We start from the raw sequence: 18,796 nt of genomic DNA on the forward strand, positions 1-18,796 counted from the left end.
GCTCGGTTCAGTTGACCTTGATATTGGCGTCGCGCACCACCTTGCCCAGGCGCGCCATCTCCGAACGGATGTGCGCTGCGAACTCCTCGGGCGTGGAGGTGGTGACCTCGCCGCCGAAGGCGGCCAGGCGCTCGCGCGTTTCGGGCAGTGCCATCACGTCCAGCACCGCCGTGTGCAGGCGCTCGATCACCGGCCGCGGCGTGCCCGCAGGCGCCAGCAGCCCGACCCAGGCGGTCGACTGGAAGCCCGCATAACCGGACTCGGCCACCGTGGGCAGTTCGGGCAGCACCGCGAGCCGCTTCAGGCTCGTCGCCGCCAGCGCCTTGAGCTTGCCGGCCTTGACGTGCGCCGTCGACGACGACACGCTGTCCACCAGCACCGGCACCTGGCCGGCGATGACATCGCCCACCGCCGGCGCACTGCCCTTGTACGGGATATGCAGCATGTCGATGCCCGCGGTGGCCTTGAAGAGTTCGGCCGCCAGGTGCGTGGAGGTGCCATTGCCCGACGAGGCGTAGCTCAGCTTGCCCGGCTGCGACTTGGCCAGCGCCACCAGTTCGGCGAGGCTGTTCACCGGCACCGCCGGGTGCACCGAGATGACGTTGGGCACCGCTGCGAGCAGGCTGATGGGCGCGAAGTCGGCCACCGGGTCGTAGGCGAGCTTGCCGAACAGCGCCAGGTTGGCGCCGTGCGTGGCGTTGAAGCCGATGAACAGCGTGTAGCCGTCGGCTGGCGAGCGCGCCGCCGCCTCGGCGCCGATGTTGCCGCCGGCACCGCCCTTGTTGTCGATGACGATCGGCTGCCCGAGCCGGTCGGCCAGGCGCAGCGCCAGCGCGCGCCACGTTGTCGAGCACGCCGGCCGGGGTCGACGGCACGATGATGCGCACCGGCTTGTCCGGATAACGCGTTTGCGCCCAGCCCGCGTGCGGCATCGCCAGGGCGAGCATGGTACCGGCGGCCATGAGGATCATCCGTCTGCGCATGGCGCTCGCTCCTTCGCGGTGACGGCGGCACGTTGCCGCGCGAAATCGATGAACCAGTCGAGGCTCGCCGGGTTGGCCATCGCGTCGCGATGGGCCACCTTCTCCGCCGGCTGGCCCAGCAACAGCTTCTTCAGCGGCACCTCCAGCTTCTTGCCGGTAAGCGTGCGCGGGATCTCCGGCGCCTCGATCACGTCGTCGGGCACATGGCGAGCCGACAGCTGCCCGCGAATCGCGCCCTTGATGCGGTCCACCAGCCCCGGCTCGAGCGCGCAGCCCGGCCGCAGCGTCACGAACAGCGACATCCAGCTCTCGCGCCCGAGGTACTCGAGGTCGACGACCAGGCTGTCCGTCACCTCGGGCATCGCCTCCACCACGCGGTACAGCTCGCTGGTGCCCATGCGCACGCCGTGTCGGTTGATGGTGGCGTCGCTGCGGCCGTAGATGACGGCGCCGCCGCGCGGCGTGATGCGCAGCCAGTCGCCATGACGCCACACGCCGGGGTAGACGTCGAAGTAGGTCTCTTGCAGGCGCTTGCCGCCGGAGTCGTTCCACAGGTACAGCGGCATCGACGGGATCGGCGCCACGCAGACGAGCTCGCCCACCTCGTCGACCAACTCGCGCCCGGCCTCGTCCCAGGCCTGCACGTCGGCGCCGAGGCAGCGCGCCTGCATTTCGCCCTCGTACACCGGCAGCGTCGGCACGCCGCCGACGAAGGCGCCGGCGAAGTCGGTGCCGCCGGACATCGGCGTCAGCCACACGTCGCGGCGCACCTGCTCGTACACCCAGCGGTAGCTCTGCGGCGCCAGCGGCGAGCCGGTGGAGCCGATGGTGCGCAGCCGGCCCAGCGCCGCGAGCTGGCGCGGTTCGATGCCGTTCTTCTCGCACATCGAGAAGAACGCCGCACCGGCGCCGAAGAAGTCGAGGTTCATCTCGCCGCAGAAGCGCCACAGCGTTCCGTAGTCGGGCCAGGCCGGGTTGCCGTCGTAGATGCACATCACCGCGCCGACCAGCAGCGCGGCAACGTTGAGGTTCCACATCACCCAGCCGGTGGTGGTGTACCAGTGGAAGCGGTCGCCGGGCAGCACGTCGTTGTGCAGCGCCATCGTCTTGACGTGCTCGATCAGGATGCCGCCGTGGCCGTGCACGATGGCCTTGGGCAGGCCGGTGGTGCCTGAGGAGTACACCACCCACAGCGGATGGTCGAAGGCCAGCGCCTCCACCCGCAGCGGCGTGGCGCGCGCGATCGTCTCGGCCCAGGCCACGCCGCGCAGCCAGGCCTGCGCGTCGGCGGCTGCATCCAGGTAAGGCACGAGCACAAGCCGCTCCACGCTCGGCAACGCCTGCAGCAGACTGGCGACGATCTCGCGCCGGTCGTGCGCGCGGCCGCTCCAGCGGTAGCCGTCGACGGCGATCAGCACCTTGGGCTCGATTTGGCGGAAGCGGTCGACCACCGCAGCCGTCCCCATCTCGGGCGAGCACAGCGACCACACGGCGCCGACGCTTGCCGCGGCCAGGAAGGCGGTCACCGCCTGAGGGATGTTCGGCAGGTAGGCCGCCACGCGATCGCCCGGGCGCACACCTTGCTCGCGCAGCCACTGGGCGAGCGCGGCCGTTTCGCATTCCAGACGCTCCCAAGAGACTTCGTCTCTCGCGCCGGCTTCGTTGCGGAACATCAGCGCCGGACGCTCGCTGCTGCGCTGGCGGAAGATCTGGTTCACGTAGTTCGTGCGCGTGTTCGGAAACCAGCGCGCCCCGGGCATCGAGCGCTCGGCCAGCGCCGGTGTCCGCTCTCCCTCCAGTGGCAGGTCGAAGTACTCGACCAGTGCACCCCAGAACGCGTCGATGTCGCCGACCGACCAGCGCCAGAGCGCCTCGTAGTCGGCAAAACGCAGGCCCTTCTCGCGCGCGAGCCAACCCTGGAAAGCGGTGATGCGGGCCGCTGCCGAGCGCTCGGCAGCGGGCTGCCAGATCAAGGAAGTGTCGTCATCGACGGTCATGCTGCCGCACCAGCAGATTGCATGGGTCCCATGTTACTCGAACAACTGTTAGTTTGATTCTTGCCGACCCTAGGGTCACCACGGAGGCTCGATCCGTTGACGCGTCGGACCGGGCTTGTTAACGTGGTCGCTCACCCGAACACTCGTTCCGATATCAGAACACCCATGGAGACACTGGAATCGCGGGCTGTGCCGCTCGACGCATCGGCGGCCGCGCTGGCCGATGCGCCAGCGCGGGCCGACGCGGCACCGATGTCGCTGTCGCGAGTGCTGACCCTGCTTCGACTGCTGGCAGCCCAGCCTGCCGGCCTCACGCTCGCGCAGCTGCACCCGATGCTCGGCGCACCGAAGACCAGCGTGCACGTGCTGCTGCGCGGGCTGCTCAGCGAGGGCTATGTGCAACGCGACGGTGTGATGCATCGGCTCGGCCCGCAGTCCTTCGTGCTCGGTGCCGCCCTGGTATCGGCGCGCTCGCTGGCGGCGATGGCAGTGCCTTTCCTGCACGCGGCGCAAGCGAGGTCGGGCGAGACGGTGGTGTTGGCGGTGATCGACAGGTCCGCCCGGACGCTGACCTACGTCGAGGTCGCCGAAAGCCAACAGCTGGTGCGCTATTCGGTGCCCGTGGGCACCACGCGGCCCCTGTACGCCACGTCCGCCGGTCGGGTGCTGCTGGCGCACCAGGATCCGGCCTGGCTGGCCGAATACCTGCGGACGGTCGAGCTGCGTCCGCTGACTGCCAAGACCCTGACCGACCAGCGGCAGCTCGCCCGCGTGATCAAGCGCACGCGCGAGCAGGGCTGGGGCTCGACGCTCGGCGAGGTGACGTCGGACGTCGCCGGCTTCGCAGCCCCGGTGTTCGAGCACGACGGCCGCGTCGACGCCGCCATCATCGTGGCTGCGCCGCTCGACCGTGGCCGCGCCGCCGCCCAGCGGCTCACGGCCGCGGCGCAGGAAGCCGCGGCCGGGCTGTCCAAGGCGCTGGGCTACGCGGGCCGGCATTCACCCGCTCCTGGAAAGACGCGCGAAACCGCATGAGCAACGAACTCCTCTACGAAGTCAGCGACGGCATCGCCGTCATCACCATCAACCGCCCCGAGCGCAAGAACGCGATCAACCGCGCCGTGCGCCAGGCCATGTTCGAGGTCTGGCCGCGCTTCGAGGCCGACGAGTCGGCGCAGATCGCGATCCTGACCGGTGCAGGCGACACCTTCTGCGCCGGCATGGACCTGGTCGAAGCCGCCGACACCGCGCTGCGCATCCCGCCGCGCAATTTCATGCCCGTGCTTGGCGAGACCATCGAGGTCACCAAGCCGGTGATCGCGGCCGTACAGGGCTACGCCTTTGCCGGCGGCTGGCTGCTGGCGCAGATGTGTGACCTGTGCGTGGCCGACGAAACGGCCAAGTTCGCCATCACCGAAGGCCGCGTGGGCCGCGGCATGCCCTGGGCTTCACCGGTGATCCACATGCTGCCGCAGCGCATTCTGATGGAAGTGGCGATGACCTGCGACCCGTTGTCGGCCCAGCGCGCCTACGAGCTCGGCTACGTCAATCGGGTCACGCCACCGGGGCAAGCCCTGCAAGGCGCCAGGGAGCTGGCCGCACGCATCCTCGTGAACGCGCCGCTCACGGTGCGCGGCGCCAAGGAAATGGTGCGCATGGCCACCGAGATGGGCCGCACGGCGGCACTGCGCGCGTCCTGGCGGGCCTTCGACGCCGTGTATCTCAGCGAAGACGCGCTGGAAGGGCCGCGCGCCTTCCGCGAGAAGCGCAAGCCGCAGTGGAAAGGACGTTGACATGATTGCGAACACCTCCTACTCGCCCCTCTCGCCGCTGGCACGAGCCCCCATGGCCGTCGGCCGCGTCGGCAGCGCGCCCTGCCTCACCGCCGCGCTGGCGGAGCGCGCCGCCGCGTGGCGGCACGAGGCGCTGGACGCCGACGTGCGCGAGCTCGTGCGCCAGTGCGTGCTCGACTGGATCGCGGTGTGCCTGGCCGGCGCCAACGAACCGCTGACGCGCATGCTCGCCGAAGAGGCGCGCGAACAGGGCGGGCACGCGCAGGCCACGGTCGTCGGCCAGGGCTTCGCGACCAGTTGCCGGCAGGCGGCCCTGGTCAACGGCGCTGCTTCGCACGCGCTCGACTTCGACGACGTCAACATGAGCTTCAGCGGCCACCCGAGCGTGGTGCTGGTGCCGCCGCTGCTGGCCCTGGCGGAGGCGCGCGGCGCCAGCGGGCCGGAGTTCATGGCCGCCTTCGTCGCCGGCTACGAAACGCTGTGCCGCATCGGCGCGGCCGTCTCGCCAGGCCACTACGCGGCGGGGTTCCATGCTACCGCCACGCTCGGCACCTTCGGCGCCGCGGCCGCCTGCGCGCACCTGCTCGGCCTGCGCGCCGACGACACCGCGGTGGCGTTGGGCATTGCGGCCACCGAGGCGGCGGGCCTGAAGTCGATGTTCGGCACGATGTGCAAGCCCTTGCACGCTGGCAAGGCGAGTGCCGACGGGCTGCTGGCCGCGCAGCTGGCGGCGCGCGGCTTCACCAGTCGCGTGGACGCGATCGAAGCCAGCCAGGGCTTCGCATCGACGCATGGCCCCGACTTCCATCCCGATGCGGCCTTGCGCGACCCTGCATGCGGGCTCTACCTGCGCCAGAACCTGTTCAAGTACCACGCCGCCTGTTATGGAACGCATGCGGCCATCGAGGCCGCACGCCAACTGGCCGAGCGCCACGAGCTCTGTGCCGACGATGTGATGAGCGTCATCGTGCACGCGTCCGCCGTCAGCGACGGGGTGTGCAACATCGCCGATCCCCGCAGCGGCCTCGAAGCCAAGTTCAGCCTGCGCCACACGGTCGCGATGGCGATTGCCGGCGTGGATACGGCTTCGTTGGCGAGCTATTCGGACGAGCAGACTGCCGACCCCGATCTGCAGTGCTTGCGTGACCGCGTGCGCGTGGAGCTGCACGCCGATTGCGCCGAGCTGACCAAGACCGAAGTGGTAATCAAGACGAGCGCTGGCGCCACGCTGCGCCAGCGCCACGACGCCGGTGTGCCGGCCTCGGACCTGCGTGCACAGCGCGCGCGGCTGGAGTGCAAGTTCCGCTCGATGGCGGCGCCGGTGGTAAGCACCGAGGCGTGCGAGGAGCTGCTCGGGTTGGTGGACCGCCTCGACGAACTGCCCGACCTGTCGCCGCTGGCCGGGCTGCTCGCCGGCGTGCCCTTCGACGCAGCCCGGCACTGAGGCAGCGATGAACTTCCTCGACGAAGAGCGCCAGGCCTGGAAGGACTCGGTCCGCCGCTGGCTCGACCGCGACGTCGGCCGCGAGTACGTGCGCAAGTGCGACATGGACCGCGCCTTCCCCTACGAGGCCTACGAGAAGGCGGCCCAACTCGGTTTTCACCGCCTGCTGGTACCGGAGGCCGACGGCGGAGATGGCGGCGACGTGTTCTCCTACGCGCTGATGTGCGAGGCGCTGTCGGCCTACGGCGTGGACTTCTCGGTGGCCATCGCCGGCGGCATCTTCACCGCGATGAACTTCTCGCTGCACGGCACCGAGGATCAGAAGCAGCGTTTCCTGCAGCCCTTCATGCGCGGCGAAGTGCGCTTCCCGATCTCGATGTCGGAGCCCGGCGCGGGCTCCGACGTGGCCAACGTGCAGACACGCGCTGAAGCAGACGGCGATCACTACGTGCTCAACGGCCAGAAGCTGTGGTGCAGCGGCGCGGCCAACCGCGGCGCCGTGATCCTGATGCTGGTGCGCACCGCGCAGACCCCCGACAAGCGCGACGGTCTGAGCGTCTTCATCGTTCCGAACGAGCTGCCGGGCCTCACGATCCGGCCGCTGCAGACCCTGGCGCGCCGCTCGGTCGTGACCACCGAAATCTTCCTCGACAACGTGCGCGTCCCGGCGTCCAACATGCTGGGCGCCCCGGGCGAGGGCTTCAAGATCATCGCCGGCGAACACCTGGCGCTCGAGCGCGTGGCAGTGGCGGCCAGCTACGTCGGTAACGCCCAGGGCGCGGTGGACGATGCGCTGGCCTACGCCAAGCAGCGCGTGCAATTCGGCAAGCCCATCTTCGACTTCCAGGTCATCCGCCACATGCTGGCCGACATGCAGACGCAGACCGACGCGGCGCGACTGCTCACCTACCGGGCTGCCGACCTGGCGGCGCGGGGCCTGCCCTGCCGCAAGGAGGTGGCGATGGCCAAGCTGTTCGCGTCGGAGACGCTGCAGACCGTGAGCCGCCAGGCGGTGCAGATCTTCGGCGGCCTGGGCACAACGCCCGAAGCCGACGTCGAGCGCTACTTCCGCGAGGGCATGCAGGCCACCATCGGTGGCGGTACCTCGCAGATCCAGCGCACGATCATCGCCCAGGAACTGCGCGTCTGAAGCAAGGAGCCTCCATGGCAGACCCCGTGGCTCCTCCGAGTGTGCAGGCGCTGGCGGCTGCCACGGTGGTGCTGGTGCGCGATGGGCCGCAGGGCCTCGAGGCCCTCATGGTCGTGCGTCACCACGAGATCGACTTTGCCCGCGGCGCGGCGGTGTTCCCGGGCGGCAAGGTGGACGCGGCCGACCGTGCCGCGCTGCTGCGCCAGCATGTCCCATCGGGCGTGCACTTCGTCGAGGACGACCTCGTGCTGCGCATCGCCGCCGTGCGCGAGGCCTTCGAGGAGAGCGGCCTGCTGCTGGCGCGCCGCTACGGGCGGCTGCTCGACGCCGCGGCGCTCGGGGATCTGTGGCAGCGCTGGCACGAGCGCATTGCCGCGTCGGCCGAGGCCTTCGTCGACATGGTGCACAGCGAGGGCCTCGAACTGGCGCTCGACCTGCTGCAGCCGTTCGCGCACTGGGTGACGCCAGAGATTTCTCCCAAGCGCTTCGACACCTACTTCTACATCGCCGAGGCGCCGCCCGGCCAGGTGGCCGCGCACGACGGCCGCGAGGCGGTGGACTCGTTCTGGATCCATCCCCACGACGCGCTGCGCGACTGCGCGGAACGGCGCCGCGTCATCATCTTCCCGACCCTGTGCAACCTGGCGCTGCTCGGCAACAGCGCCAATGCCGCCCAGGCCCTGGCCGCCGCAAAGGCGCGCCCGGTGCAGCGCATCCAGCCCACACTGGGCTTGCACACCGACGGGCGGCGCATCCCGGTGCTTCCGGCCGACAGCGGCTATCCGGCGCTGTCGGCGGCGTTGATGGACCTGGTCGCACGCTGAACCCGAACCAAGCGAGGCAGAACACATGGAGACCCTGGGCATCGGCCTGCACTTCGAGGACCTGCCGCTCGGCCGGCAGTTCCGCACCGTCGGGCGCACCGTCACCGAGGCGGACATCGTCAACTTCTGCTCGTGCACCGGCATGACCGAGGTGCTGTTCACCGACCTGGAGTTCCTGCGCACCGAGTCCGACATCAAGGGCCGCGTGGCCCCCGGTGCGCTGGCCTACACCTTCGCCGAAGGGCTGCTCGTGCACGCCACGATGCAGCACACGGGCTACGCGTTCCTGGAGATGGACTTCAAGGTCCACAGCCCGGTGTTCGCCGGCGACACGCTGTACGTGGAGTGCGAGGTGATCGAAGCACGGCGCAGCAAGAGCCGCCCGGGCCGCGGCCTCGTGCGCACGCGCAACCGAATCGTCAAGCAGGACGGCACGGTGGCGATCACCTACACGCCGCTGCGCATGATCAAGTGCCGCAGCGAGGCGGCCGCGTGATGACGGTGCTCGGCGCCGGCACGAGCAACGCGCCGGCCTTCGCCCTCGGCGAAGAGCAGCGCCAGATCCGTCAGATGGTGCGCCGGCTGGCGCGCGAGCGTGTGGCGCCGCGCGCCGACGCCATCGACCGCACGGCCGAGTACCCGCAGGACATGTTCGAGCTGCTGCGCGAGGCCGGGCTGTTCGCGATCCCGTTCCCGGCCGAGTACGGCGGCACCGGCAGCATGCTGTCGGCCGCGGTGGCCATCGAGGAGCTGGCGCGCGTCTGCTACAACACCGCGTACCTGCTGGTCGTGCAGTGGGTACCCTTCGGCGCCATCCTCGCCGCCGGCACTGAGCAGCAGAAGCAACGCCTGCTCGGGCCGCTGGCCGCCGGTCAGTTGCGCGGTGCCTTTTCCACCACCGAGCCGCAAAGCGGCTCCGACGTGGCCGGCATTCGGACGCGCGCGCGCCGCTGCGAAGGAGGCTACCGCATCAGCGGCTCGAAGATCTGGTGCACCAACTCGCCGGTGGCCGACTTCGTGCTCGTCGCCGCCAAGACCGGCGAGGCCGACACCACGGGCGCCATCAACCTGTTCATCGTCGAGCGGGGCAGCAAGGGCTTCACGGTCGGGCGCCACGAGGACAAGATGGGCGCGCGCGGTGTGCCTTCGTGCCCCCTCTTCCTCGACGAGGTCTTCGTTCCCGAGGCCAACCGAATTGGCGATGACGGGCGCGGCTTCAAGGCAGTGATGGAAGCCTTCAACAAGAGCCGGCCGCTGATCGGCGCGCGCGGCGTGGGCCTGGCGCAGGGCGCGGTCGATCTCGCCATCGAGTTCGTGCAGGGCCGCGTCACCTGGGGCCGTGCGGTGAGCGAGTACCAGGGCATCCGCTGGATGCTGGCGGACATGGCCACGCAAACCGAGGCCGCGCGTCAGCTGGTGTACAGCGCCGCCGCAGCGGTGGACGCGGGCCTGACCGGCACCGCCCTGGCCCCGGTGGCGGCCATGGCCAAGTGCTTCGCCACCGACACCGCGATGCGCGTGGCCACCGACGCGGTGCAGCTGTTCGGCGCCGCGGGCATCTCAGCCGACGTGCCGATCAACCGCTACTTCCGCGACGCCAAGGTGCTGCAGATCATCGAGGGCACCAACCAGATCCAGCGCAACATCATCGGCGACAGCCTGCTGGGAAAGGTGAGGCGCTGATGGGCGCGGCCATCGGCCGCGGACCCTTCCCCCCAATGTCACTCCGGCATGACCGACACCACCACCGCGTTGCGCTCGACCGTCTGCCCGACGCGGCAATTCACCGCCGCCACCGTGCCGGCGCAGTCCGCGGTGATGCGCATCTCCATCTTCATCGACTCGAGGATCGCGACCACCGTACCCTTGTCGACGCGGTCACCCGGCGCGACGTTTACCTTCAGGATCAGCCCCATCATCGGCGCCTTCACGTCGCCGCTGGCCTGTGCCGACGCGCTGATGTAGGACAGGTACGGCACCGCCTTCAGCGCGTGCGTGCCACGGCCGTCCTGCACGTGCAGCATGTCGCCGTCACGGTGCACGGTCACCAGCTCGCGCAGGCCGTCGGCAATGGCCAGGAAGCGGCCCTCTCCGCCAGCCGGTCCGAGCCGCAGGCGCAGCCGCGCGGTACCGACCCCGATGAGCAGGCTGCCGTCGCGCGCCACCGGCCCGAAGCGGATCTCGGCGCTGGCGCCGTCGGAGCCTTCCACGTGCACGCTGGGCACCGGTGCCAGGCCATCGTCGCCGCTGTTCAGCTGCCAGCCGCTGCCGCCCCACGCGGCCCACGGGCTGCGGGCGCTGCCGGCACTGTCACCTCGCTCGCCGCGCAGCCAGTGCATGGCACCGATGGCCAGTGTGCGTTCGTCGTGCTCGGCCTTGCCCAGCGCCCAGCCCTCGATCTGCTCGTCGATCAGCCGTGTGTGGAAGGTCGCCTTGCGCGTCTCGGGCAGGTCGATCAGGCGCTGCAGGAAGCCGATGTTGCTGGTGACGCCGAAGACCCGCGTGTCGTCCAGCGCCCGCTCCAGCCGGTCGAGTGCCTCGTCGCGTGTCGGTGCGTGCGTGATCAGCTTGGCCAGCATCGAGTCGTAGTACGGCGTGACCTCGCCGCCCGACTCCACACCGGTCTCCACGCGCACGCCCGCGCTCGGGAAGCCCACGTGCGAGAGCCTCCCGGTGGAAGGCAGGAAGTTCGCCGCCGGGTCCTCGGCGCAGATGCGCGCCTCGACCGCGTGGCCGCTGATGCGCACGTCCTCCTGCGCCAGCGGCAGGCCCTCGCCCGAGGTGATGCGCATCATCAGCTCGACGATGTCCAGGCCGGTGATGGCCTCCGTCACCGGGTGCTCGACCTGCAGCCGCGGGTTGACCTCGAGGAAGTGGTAGTCCTTCTCGCCGACGATGAACTCGACCGTGCCGACGCCGCGGTACTTCAGCCGCTCGCCCAGGCGCACGGCATCGGCCGCCATACGGTCGCGCATCGCCGCGCTCAGGTTCGCGGCGGGCGCTTCTTCGATCACCTTCTGGTGGCGTCGTTGCAGCGTGCACTCGCGCTCGAAGAGATGGATGACCTTGCCCTGGCCGTCGCCGGCGATCTGGATCTCGATGTGGCGCCCGCGCCGGATCAGCTTCTCGACGATCAACCCGGCATCGCCGAAGGCGTTCTTCGCCTCGCGCATCGCCGACTCGATCTCCTGCGCCAGGCCGTCCATTGTCTCGATGCCGCGCATGCCCTTGCCGCCGCCGCCCGCGGCGGCCTTCAGCATGACCGGCAGACCGACGCGCCGCACGGTGGCGGCGATCTCGGCGGGGTCGGTGCTCGGCGACTGGCTGCCGGGCACGATGGGAACGCCGGCCGCGTCGGCCTCGCGCTTGGCCGCCGCCTTGTCGCCCAGGCGCTCGATGACTTCGGGCGTCGGGCCGATGAAAACCAGCCCGGCGGCCTCGACCGCGCGCGCGAACGCCGCGTTCTCGGCCAGGAAGCCGAAGCCGGGGTGGATGGCCTGCGCGCCGACCGACTTCGCGGCAGCAATCACCGCGTCGATGCGCAGGTAGCTCTCGGAAGCCGCGGCACCGCCGATCTCGACGGACTCGCCGATCTCGCGCACATGCAGCGCGTCGCGGTCGGCAGCCGAGTGCACGCCCGCCACCGCCACGCCCAGGCGGCGGCAGGTGCGGGCGATGCGGCAGGCGATCTCGCCGCGGTTCGCAATCAGAATCTTCTTGAACATGGTGCTGGCCCGCCTTACATCCGGAACACGCCGAAGCGCGAGGGCACCGCCGGCACGCGGCCGGCCAGGTCGAGCAGCATCGCCATCACGTCGCGCGTTTCGGCCGGCTCGACGATCAGGTCGCACCAGGTGTTGCGCGCAAAGTTGTAGGCGTTGGCGAAGTCCTCGAAGGTCTTGCGCACCGGCGCCTTGTAGGCTTCGCGCTCGGCGTCGGTCCAGCTCGTGCCGTCGCGCTTGTGCTGGTCGTCCTTGACCATCGCCAAGGTGGTGGCGGCCTGGTCGGGGCCCATGATCGCGGCACGGCCGTTGGGCCACATCATCATCGCATTGGGCTTGAACGCGCGGCCGCACATCGCGAGGTAGCCCGCGCCGTAGGAGCCGCCGATGATCAAGGTGTACTTGGGCACGTTGGCGCAGGTCATCGCGGTGATCATCTTCGCGCCGTGCTTGGCGATGCCGGCCTCCTCGGCCTCGCGGCCGACCATGAAGCCGTTGATGTCGGCCATGAACAGCAGCGGGATGTCGCGCTTGCAGCACAGGTCGATGAACTGCGTGGCCTTGAGCGCGCTCTCGGAGAACAGCACGCCGTTGTTGCACAGGATGCCGATGTCGAAACCCTGGATGCGCGCGAAGCCGGTGATCAGCGTGTCGCCGAACTCGGGCTTGAACTCGTGCAGGTCGCTGCCGTCGATCAGGCGCAGCACGATCTCGCGGTTGCTGGTGGGCACGCGCGGGTCGGCGCTGACGAGGCCGTAGATCTCGCGCGTGTCGTGCAGCGGCTCGCGCGGCTCGGCCACGTCGCGCCGCTGCTTGGGCACATCGCCCAGGTGGCCGACCAGGTCGCGCAGGATGGCGATGGCGTGCGCATCACTCTCGGCCAGCCGGTCGGTGACGCCGTCCTCGCGGTTGGCGCGCTCGGCGTCGGCGGGCGCCGGAACGGCTGCGCCGAAGGCCAACGCACCGCGCTCGCGCACCACGACCACCTCGTCGCACATCGCGGCCACGAACGCCGCCGCATCCGCCGCGGGGCCGTGCACGCTGCAGATCTGCGCGATGCCCTCGCGCGACATGCGCGTCTGGTTGTACAGGATCGAGCCGAACTGGCCCTCGTCGGCGAACACACCCTGCCTGGCGCCGGGCGGCTGCGCGCCGGGCTGCAGCATCGTCACGCACGGCAGGCGGTGCTGCCACGCGAAGCGCTGCGCGCGCACGTGCCGCTTGCAGGTATGGGCGTTGTAGGCGCCGTCGTTGACCGTGGGATCGCTGGCGATGACCATGCATGGCCGCCCGGCGATCATGCCCACGCCGGTGACGACGCCGGCGCCGGGTGGATCGTCGCCGTACAGGCCCTCACCAGCCAGCTGGCACAGTTCGAGGAAGGGCGAGCCCGGGTCGAGCAAGGCGCTGATGCGCTCGCGCACCAGCATCTGGCCGCCGTCGCGCAGCTGCTGGCGGGCCGCGGCCGAGCCGGCCGCCAATGCCGCCGTGCGGCGCGCGCGCAGATCGGCCACGCGGGCCTCATAGGCCACGCGGTTGGCCTGCAGCTCCTCGGGGCTGGCGGTGATGGCGGATGCCAGGATGCTCATGGCGCCGCCCGATCCATGCCGACAGAAAGCGTCGGGGATGTTGGCCGGGTAAAGAAATGCATGTCGTTCAGCATGTGCGTCGGGAGATTGGGGACTGCCGGCGATCGGAGATCAGGGCCGCATTGCGCGTACGGCAGTCACACCGCTAGAATACCAAACATTTGTTAGGTCATCAAATTTCAACTCGCCCATGACATCGCCAGCAACGTTAGACACCCTCCGCGACGAGCGTTTTGCCCGGCGCGAGCAGGCCTACCGCCAACTGATGGCCCGCCTGAGCGCGCGGCTCGACGAGGCCCTGACCGGCGGCAGCGAGAAGGCGCGCAAACTGCACAAGAGCCGCGGCCAGATGCTGCCGCGCGAGCGCGTGCAGGCGCTGCTCGACCCCGGCTCGCCTTTCTTCGAGATCGGCCAACTCGCCGGCGCCGACCTGTACGAGGGCGTGCCCCCAGGCGCCACGATGATCACCGGCGTGGGCCAGGTCTGCGGGCGCTGGTGCATGTTGCTGGTGAATGACGCCACGGTGAAGGGCGGCACCATGTTCGGCATGACCACCAAGCGGCACACGCGGGCACAGCTGTTTGCGTGGCACCACCGCCTGCCGTGCATCACGATGGTCCAGTCCGGTGGCGGCTTCCTGCCCGATCTGGCCAACATCTTCCCCGACGAAGGCCAGGCTGGCTCGATCATGTACAACCAGGTCAAGATGTCGGCCGAAGGCATTGCACAGATCGCCCTCGTGCACGGCCCCTCCACGGCGGGCGGAGCCTACATCCCCGCGCTGTGCGACGAGGTGGTGATCATCCGCAAGCAGGGCGCCATGTTCCTGGGCAGCCCTCAGCTGGTGTTCGCCGCCACCGGCGAGGTCATCGACATCGAGCCGCTGGGCGGCGCCGAGATGCACAGCCGCCTGAGCGGCGTCACCGACCACATGGCCGATGACGACGAGCACGCGCTGGCCATCACCCGGCGCATCGTCGCACACCTGGGCGAGCCGCCGCGGCTGCGCTGGACACGCGCCGAGCCCGCGCCGCCGCTGCACGACCCTCGGGAACTGGCGGGCCTGGCCGCCGTCGGCGCGGTCGAAGGCGCCGACTGCCGCGACATCCTGGCGCGGCTGGTGGACGGCAGCCAGTTCCAGGAGTTCAAGCAGCTGCACGGCGAGACGCTGGTGTGCGGCTTCGCCCGCATCGAAGGCTTCGAGGTCGGCATCGTCGCCGGCCACGGCCTGCTCACCGCGCAGGCCGGTGCCAAGGGCGCGCACTTCGTGCAGCTGTGCGGCCAGCGCGACATCCCGCTGGTGTTCCTCGTCGACTCCCCCGGCTTCGCCGACAGCAGCCGGCCGGGCCAGACCAACGTCGGCCGCCACGGCGCCAAGCTGCTGAACGCGGTGGCCAACGCCGACGTGCCCAAGTTCACCGTCATCACCGGCCGCGCCCACGGCGCGGCCTACCACGCGCTGGGTGGCCGCGCCTTCAAGCCCAACGCGCTGCTGATGTGGCCCGGCGCCCGCGCCTCGGCATCGCCCGACGCGCCCGACGACGAGGCCGGGGCGCTGAACTGGGCGCGCCAGCTGTGGTGCGATGCCATCGTCGAGCCCGAGCGCACCCGTGCTGTGCTGGCACAACTGCTCGACGTCGCGGGCCGCCTGTCCGCACAGCCCGCGGCCTACGGCGCTTTCCGCATGTAGCCCCGGCCGCGGCGTGGCACCGGCGAAAGACATGCAGGCAATCAGCAGCGCGGCGGCAACTACCGGCGCCGATTTCGAAACCCGCCGCGCCCGCTTCGACGCGCTGGCCTCGGCGCTGCAGGCGCGGCGCGACGAAGCCTCGGCCGGCGGCAACGAGCGCGCGCGCAAGCTGCACCAGAGCCGCGGCCAGCTGCTGCCGCGCGAACGCATCGCGGCGCTGCTCGATGCGGGCGCGCCTTTCTTCGAGATCGGCCAACTCGCCGCCGCCGACCTGTACGACGGCGTGCCACCGGGCGCCACGCTGATTACCGGTGTGGGCCGCGTGGCCGGGCGCGAGTGCATGCTGATCGTCAACGACCCCACGGTGAAGGGCGGCACGATGTTCGGCATGACCACCAAGCGCCATGTGCGGGCGCAGATGTTCGCCTGGCAGCACCGGCTGCCGTGCATCACGATGGTCCAGTCGGGCGGTGCCTTCCTGCCCGACCTGGCCAACATCTTCCCCGACGACGGCCAGGGCGGATCAGTGATGTACAACCAAGTGAAGATGTCGGCCGAAGGCATCGCGCAGATCGCCCTCGTCTTCGGCCCCTCGACGGCCGGCGGCGCCTACATTCCCGCGCTGTGCGACGAACTCGTCATCGTGCGCAACCAGGGCGCGATGTTTCTCGGCAGCCCGCAGCTCGTGTATGCCGCCACCGGCGAGGTGGCCGATTCCGAGGCACTGGGCGGCGCGCTAATGCACTGCAGCCTGAGCGGCGTGGCCGACCACCTGGGCGACGACGACGCCGATGCGCTCGCCATCGCGCGGCGCATCGTCCGTCATCTGGGCGAACCGGCGCCGCTGCGCTGGACGCGCGCTGCGGCCGAAGAGCCGCTGCACCCCGCCATCGAACTGCGGGGCCTGGTGCGTCTGAACGGCGAACCCGCGGCCGATGCCGGCGAGCTGATCGTGCGCCTGGTCGACGGCGGCCGCTTCCAGGAGTTCAAGCCGCTGCACGGCGAGTCCCTGCGGTGCGCCTTCGCCCGCATCGAGGGCTTCGAGGTCGGCATCGTCGCCGGCGCCGGCGCGCTCACCGCGCAGGCAGCGGCCAAGGGCGCCCACTTCATCGAGCTGTCCGTACAGCGCGACATCCCGCTCGTATTCCTGGTCGATTCCCCCGGCTTTGCCGACAGCGGCGAGGCGTCGCAGGGCAGCATCGGCCGCCACGGCGCGAAGCTGCTCAACGCGGCGGCCAATGCCGATGTGCCCAAGATCACCGTCATCGTCGGACAGGCCCATGGCGCCGCCTACCACGCGCTGTGCGGCCGCGCCTTCAGGCCCAACGCGCTGCTGATGTGGCCCAACGCGCGCGCCGCCGCGTCGCCCGATGCGCCCGACAACGAAACCGGTGCGCTGAACTGGGCGCGCCAGCTGTGGTGCGACGCCGTGATCGAGCCCGAGCAGACGCGCGGGGTGCTCGCACAGCTGCTCGATGCGGCCGGCCGCACGCCGGCGCGGCCGGGCGGCTGGGGCGTGTTTCGCATGTGAGCAGCCAGCGGGCTGCAGGCTCCAGGCTGGGTCGGAGCCTGCCCGCCGTTCACCGCTGCTTTTCGCCGGCCTCGACCATGCGCCGGACCTCGCCTGCGAAGTCCACGAAAAACTGCAGCGACGCCGGGTTCATCATCGCATCGCGGCTGGCCACCTTCTCGGGCGCCGCGCCCAGCAGGATCTTGCGCACCGGCACTTCGAGCTTCTTGCCGGTGAGCGTGTAGGGCACGGCGGCGATGGCGACGTAGCGGTCGGGCACGTGGCGCGGCGAGCCCTGCATGCGCAGCGCCTGGGTGATGCGCGACTGCATCGCCTCGTCGAGCATGAAGCCCGGCTTGGGCACCACGAACATCGGCATGAAGAAGCTGCCGCCGGGCAGGTCGAGGTTGAGCACCAGGCTGTCCTGCACGCCTTCGACGTTCTCGACGATGCGGTAGATCTCGGCCGTGCCGATGCGCACGCCGGCGCGGTTGAGCGTGGAGTCGGAGCGACCGTAGATGTAGCAGCCGCCGCGCTGGTTGACCTTGAAGAAGTCGCCGTGCCGCCACTGGCCGGGGTAGACGTCGAAGTAGCTGTCGTGGTAGCGCCGGTTGTCGGCGTCACCCCAGAAGTACAGCGGCATCGAGGGCATGGGCTTGCGGATTACGAGCTCGCCCACGCCGTCGGTGAGCGGTTCTCCCTCATCGCTCAGCGCGTGTGCATCCACGCCCAGCAGCCGCGTCTGGATCTCGCCGGCGTACACCGGCAGCGTGGGCGAGGCGCCGACGAAGGCCGAGCAGACGTCGGTACCGCCGCTTTGCGAGGTGACCCACAGGTCGCGCTTGACCTCGCGGTAGAACCACGCGAAGGTCTCGGGCGAGGCCGGCGAGCCGCCCAGCAGCACACCCTCCAGCGCCGACAGGTCGTACTTCTTCGCCGGCCGCACGCCGGCTTTGATCATCATCTGCACGAAGGTCGGGCTGGCGCCGAACATCGTCACGTGGTGCTCGGCTGCCAACTGCCACAGCCGCTCGACATGGGGCGCCAGCGGGTTGCCGTCGAACAGCACGATGCGCCCGCCACTGCACAGGCCCATGACCATGAAGTTGAACATCATCCAGCCGGTGGTCGTGTAGAAGAACAGGCAAGAATCCGCCGTCTGGTTGGCATGGAAGGTGATGACCTTGTGTGTCTCGAGCGTCATGCCGCCGTGGCTGTGCGTGATCGCCTTGGGCAGGCCGGTGGTGCCCGAGGAGTACAGGATCCACAGCGGGTGCGAGAATTCCACGTCCTCATAGCGGAAGTCCTCGTAGTGCTCCGGCTGCTCGGCCATGACCTCCGACCACAGGCGCACAGCCGGCTCAGGACGCAGCGTCGGCCGCGGCGCGGCCGGGTCGAGGTCGGGCAGGAACACCAGGTGCTCGAGCGTGGGCAGGCCTTCGACGAGCCGGGCGAGATCGGTGCAGCGGTCGAAGTCCTTGCCGCCGAAGCGATAACCGTCCACTGCGAACAGCAACCGCGGTTCGATCTGCTGGAAGCGGTCGAGGATGCTGCGCGCGCCGAAGTCGGGCGAGCAGGCCGACCAGACGGCACCGATGGCCGTGGTGGCCAGCAGGGCGATCACGGCTTCTGGCGTGTTCGGCAGCGTCGAGACAATGCGATCACCGGGGCGGATGCCCATGCGGCGCATCGCCTCGGCGAGCGTGGCCACCTGGTCGCGCAAGTCCTCCCAGTTCAGCGTGGCCGATGGCCGGATTTCGCTGCGATGATGGATGGCCGGCCACCCGCGCCGGCCCTTGCGCAGCATGTGCTTCGCGAAGTTCACCCGCGCACCGGGAAACCACTCCGCGCCGGGCATCGTGCGCTCCTTCAGAACGCACTCGTGCGGCGTGGAGGACTCGATCTCGAAGTACTCCCACACCGCGGCCCAGAAGTCCTCCAGGCAGTCCACGGACCACTGCCACAGCGCAGCGTAGTCGGTGAACTCCAGCTGGCGGTGCACGCGCAGCCAGTCCATGAACGACGCGAGCTGCGACGACTTTGCGAAGGCCTCTCGCGGGGTCCAGAGCAGTTCACCTTCCTGGATGGTCATGG

Annotated in this window: 14 protein-coding genes; 9 read left to right on the forward strand and 5 right to left on the reverse strand. The window is 70.0% G+C overall.

The annotated features are described in order from the left end of the window. Positions 1-7: 7 nt before the first annotated feature. Positions 8-901 carry a tripartite tricarboxylate transporter substrate binding protein gene (locus Q392_RS02140; protein WP_342665579.1) on the reverse strand — a complete coding sequence of 298 codons (894 nt, stop codon included), beginning with the start codon at positions 899-901 and terminating at the stop codon, positions 8-10. 66 nt (positions 902-967) lie between these two features. Further along, the gene (locus Q392_RS02145; RefSeq protein ID WP_038200749.1) at positions 968-2,980 is read right to left on the reverse strand and encodes an acetoacetate--CoA ligase; all 2,013 of its coding nucleotides are present in this window, start codon (positions 2,978-2,980) and stop codon (positions 968-970) included. A 165-nt stretch (positions 2,981-3,145) separates the two neighbouring features. Here Q392_RS02145 and Q392_RS02150 point away from each other — a divergent pair, with 165 nt between their 5' ends. The 7 genes from Q392_RS02150 to Q392_RS02180 are packed head-to-tail and all read left to right on the forward strand — an operon-like array spanning position 3,146 to position 9,874. After that, positions 3,146-4,015, forward strand: coding sequence for an IclR family transcriptional regulator (locus tag Q392_RS02150; RefSeq protein WP_057598124.1), 870 nt, complete (start codon positions 3,146-3,148; stop codon positions 4,013-4,015). Further along, positions 4,012-4,773: an enoyl-CoA hydratase-related protein gene (locus Q392_RS02155; RefSeq protein WP_038200750.1), complete on the forward strand. Its 762-nt coding sequence runs from the start codon at positions 4,012-4,014 to the stop codon at positions 4,771-4,773. Before Q392_RS02150 ends, Q392_RS02155 begins: the two co-directional genes overlap by 4 nt. A gap of 1 nt (position 4,774) precedes the next feature. Further along, complete coding sequence (locus Q392_RS02160) at positions 4,775-6,217, forward strand: MmgE/PrpD family protein (RefSeq protein ID WP_051952718.1); 1,443 nt, start codon at positions 4,775-4,777, stop codon at positions 6,215-6,217. 7 nt (positions 6,218-6,224) lie between these two features. Beyond that, on the forward strand, positions 6,225-7,367 hold the full coding sequence (locus Q392_RS02165) for an acyl-CoA dehydrogenase family protein (protein ID WP_038200751.1): 1,143 nt from the start codon (positions 6,225-6,227) through the stop codon (positions 7,365-7,367). Between the two features lie 14 nt (positions 7,368-7,381). Further along, complete coding sequence (locus Q392_RS02170; protein WP_064262163.1) at positions 7,382-8,191, forward strand: NUDIX hydrolase; 810 nt, start codon at positions 7,382-7,384, stop codon at positions 8,189-8,191. Positions 8,192-8,216: 25 nt separating this feature from the next. Continuing rightward, positions 8,217-8,687 carry a MaoC family dehydratase gene (locus Q392_RS02175; RefSeq protein WP_038200752.1) on the forward strand — a complete coding sequence of 157 codons (471 nt, stop codon included), beginning with the start codon at positions 8,217-8,219 and terminating at the stop codon, positions 8,685-8,687. Continuing rightward, positions 8,687-9,874 carry an acyl-CoA dehydrogenase family protein gene (locus tag Q392_RS02180; protein ID WP_051952798.1) on the forward strand — a complete coding sequence of 396 codons (1,188 nt, stop codon included), beginning with the start codon at positions 8,687-8,689 and terminating at the stop codon, positions 9,872-9,874. The genes Q392_RS02175 and Q392_RS02180 overlap by 1 nt, the downstream gene beginning before the upstream one ends. Before the next feature lie 38 nt (positions 9,875-9,912). On the opposite strand, the gene Q392_RS02185 is transcribed toward Q392_RS02180, so the two are convergent. Both Q392_RS02185 and Q392_RS02190 read right to left on the reverse strand, forming a co-directional pair. Then, positions 9,913-11,916: an acetyl/propionyl/methylcrotonyl-CoA carboxylase subunit alpha gene (locus Q392_RS02185; protein WP_038200753.1), complete on the reverse strand. Its 2,004-nt coding sequence runs from the start codon at positions 11,914-11,916 to the stop codon at positions 9,913-9,915. Between the two features lie 14 nt (positions 11,917-11,930). Continuing rightward, complete coding sequence (locus Q392_RS02190) at positions 11,931-13,502, reverse strand: carboxyl transferase domain-containing protein (protein WP_038200754.1); 1,572 nt, start codon at positions 13,500-13,502, stop codon at positions 11,931-11,933. A gap of 190 nt (positions 13,503-13,692) precedes the next feature. Here Q392_RS02190 and Q392_RS02195 point away from each other — a divergent pair, with 190 nt between their 5' ends. Then, positions 13,693-15,192, forward strand: coding sequence for an acyl-CoA carboxylase subunit beta (locus tag Q392_RS02195; RefSeq protein ID WP_038200755.1), 1,500 nt, complete (start codon positions 13,693-13,695; stop codon positions 15,190-15,192). A gap of 31 nt (positions 15,193-15,223) precedes the next feature. Then, positions 15,224-16,723 carry a carboxyl transferase domain-containing protein gene (locus Q392_RS02200; protein ID WP_038200756.1) on the forward strand — a complete coding sequence of 500 codons (1,500 nt, stop codon included), beginning with the start codon at positions 15,224-15,226 and terminating at the stop codon, positions 16,721-16,723. Between the two features lie 49 nt (positions 16,724-16,772). On the opposite strand, the gene Q392_RS02205 is transcribed toward Q392_RS02200, so the two are convergent. Continuing rightward, positions 16,773-18,794, reverse strand: coding sequence for an acetoacetate--CoA ligase (locus tag Q392_RS02205; RefSeq protein WP_038200757.1), 2,022 nt, complete (start codon positions 18,792-18,794; stop codon positions 16,773-16,775). Positions 18,795-18,796 lie beyond the last annotated feature (2 nt).

It is taken from the genome of Xenophilus azovorans DSM 13620, from assembly GCF_000745855.1.
GTDB lineage: Bacteria > Pseudomonadota > Gammaproteobacteria > Burkholderiales > Burkholderiaceae_C > Xenophilus > Xenophilus azovorans.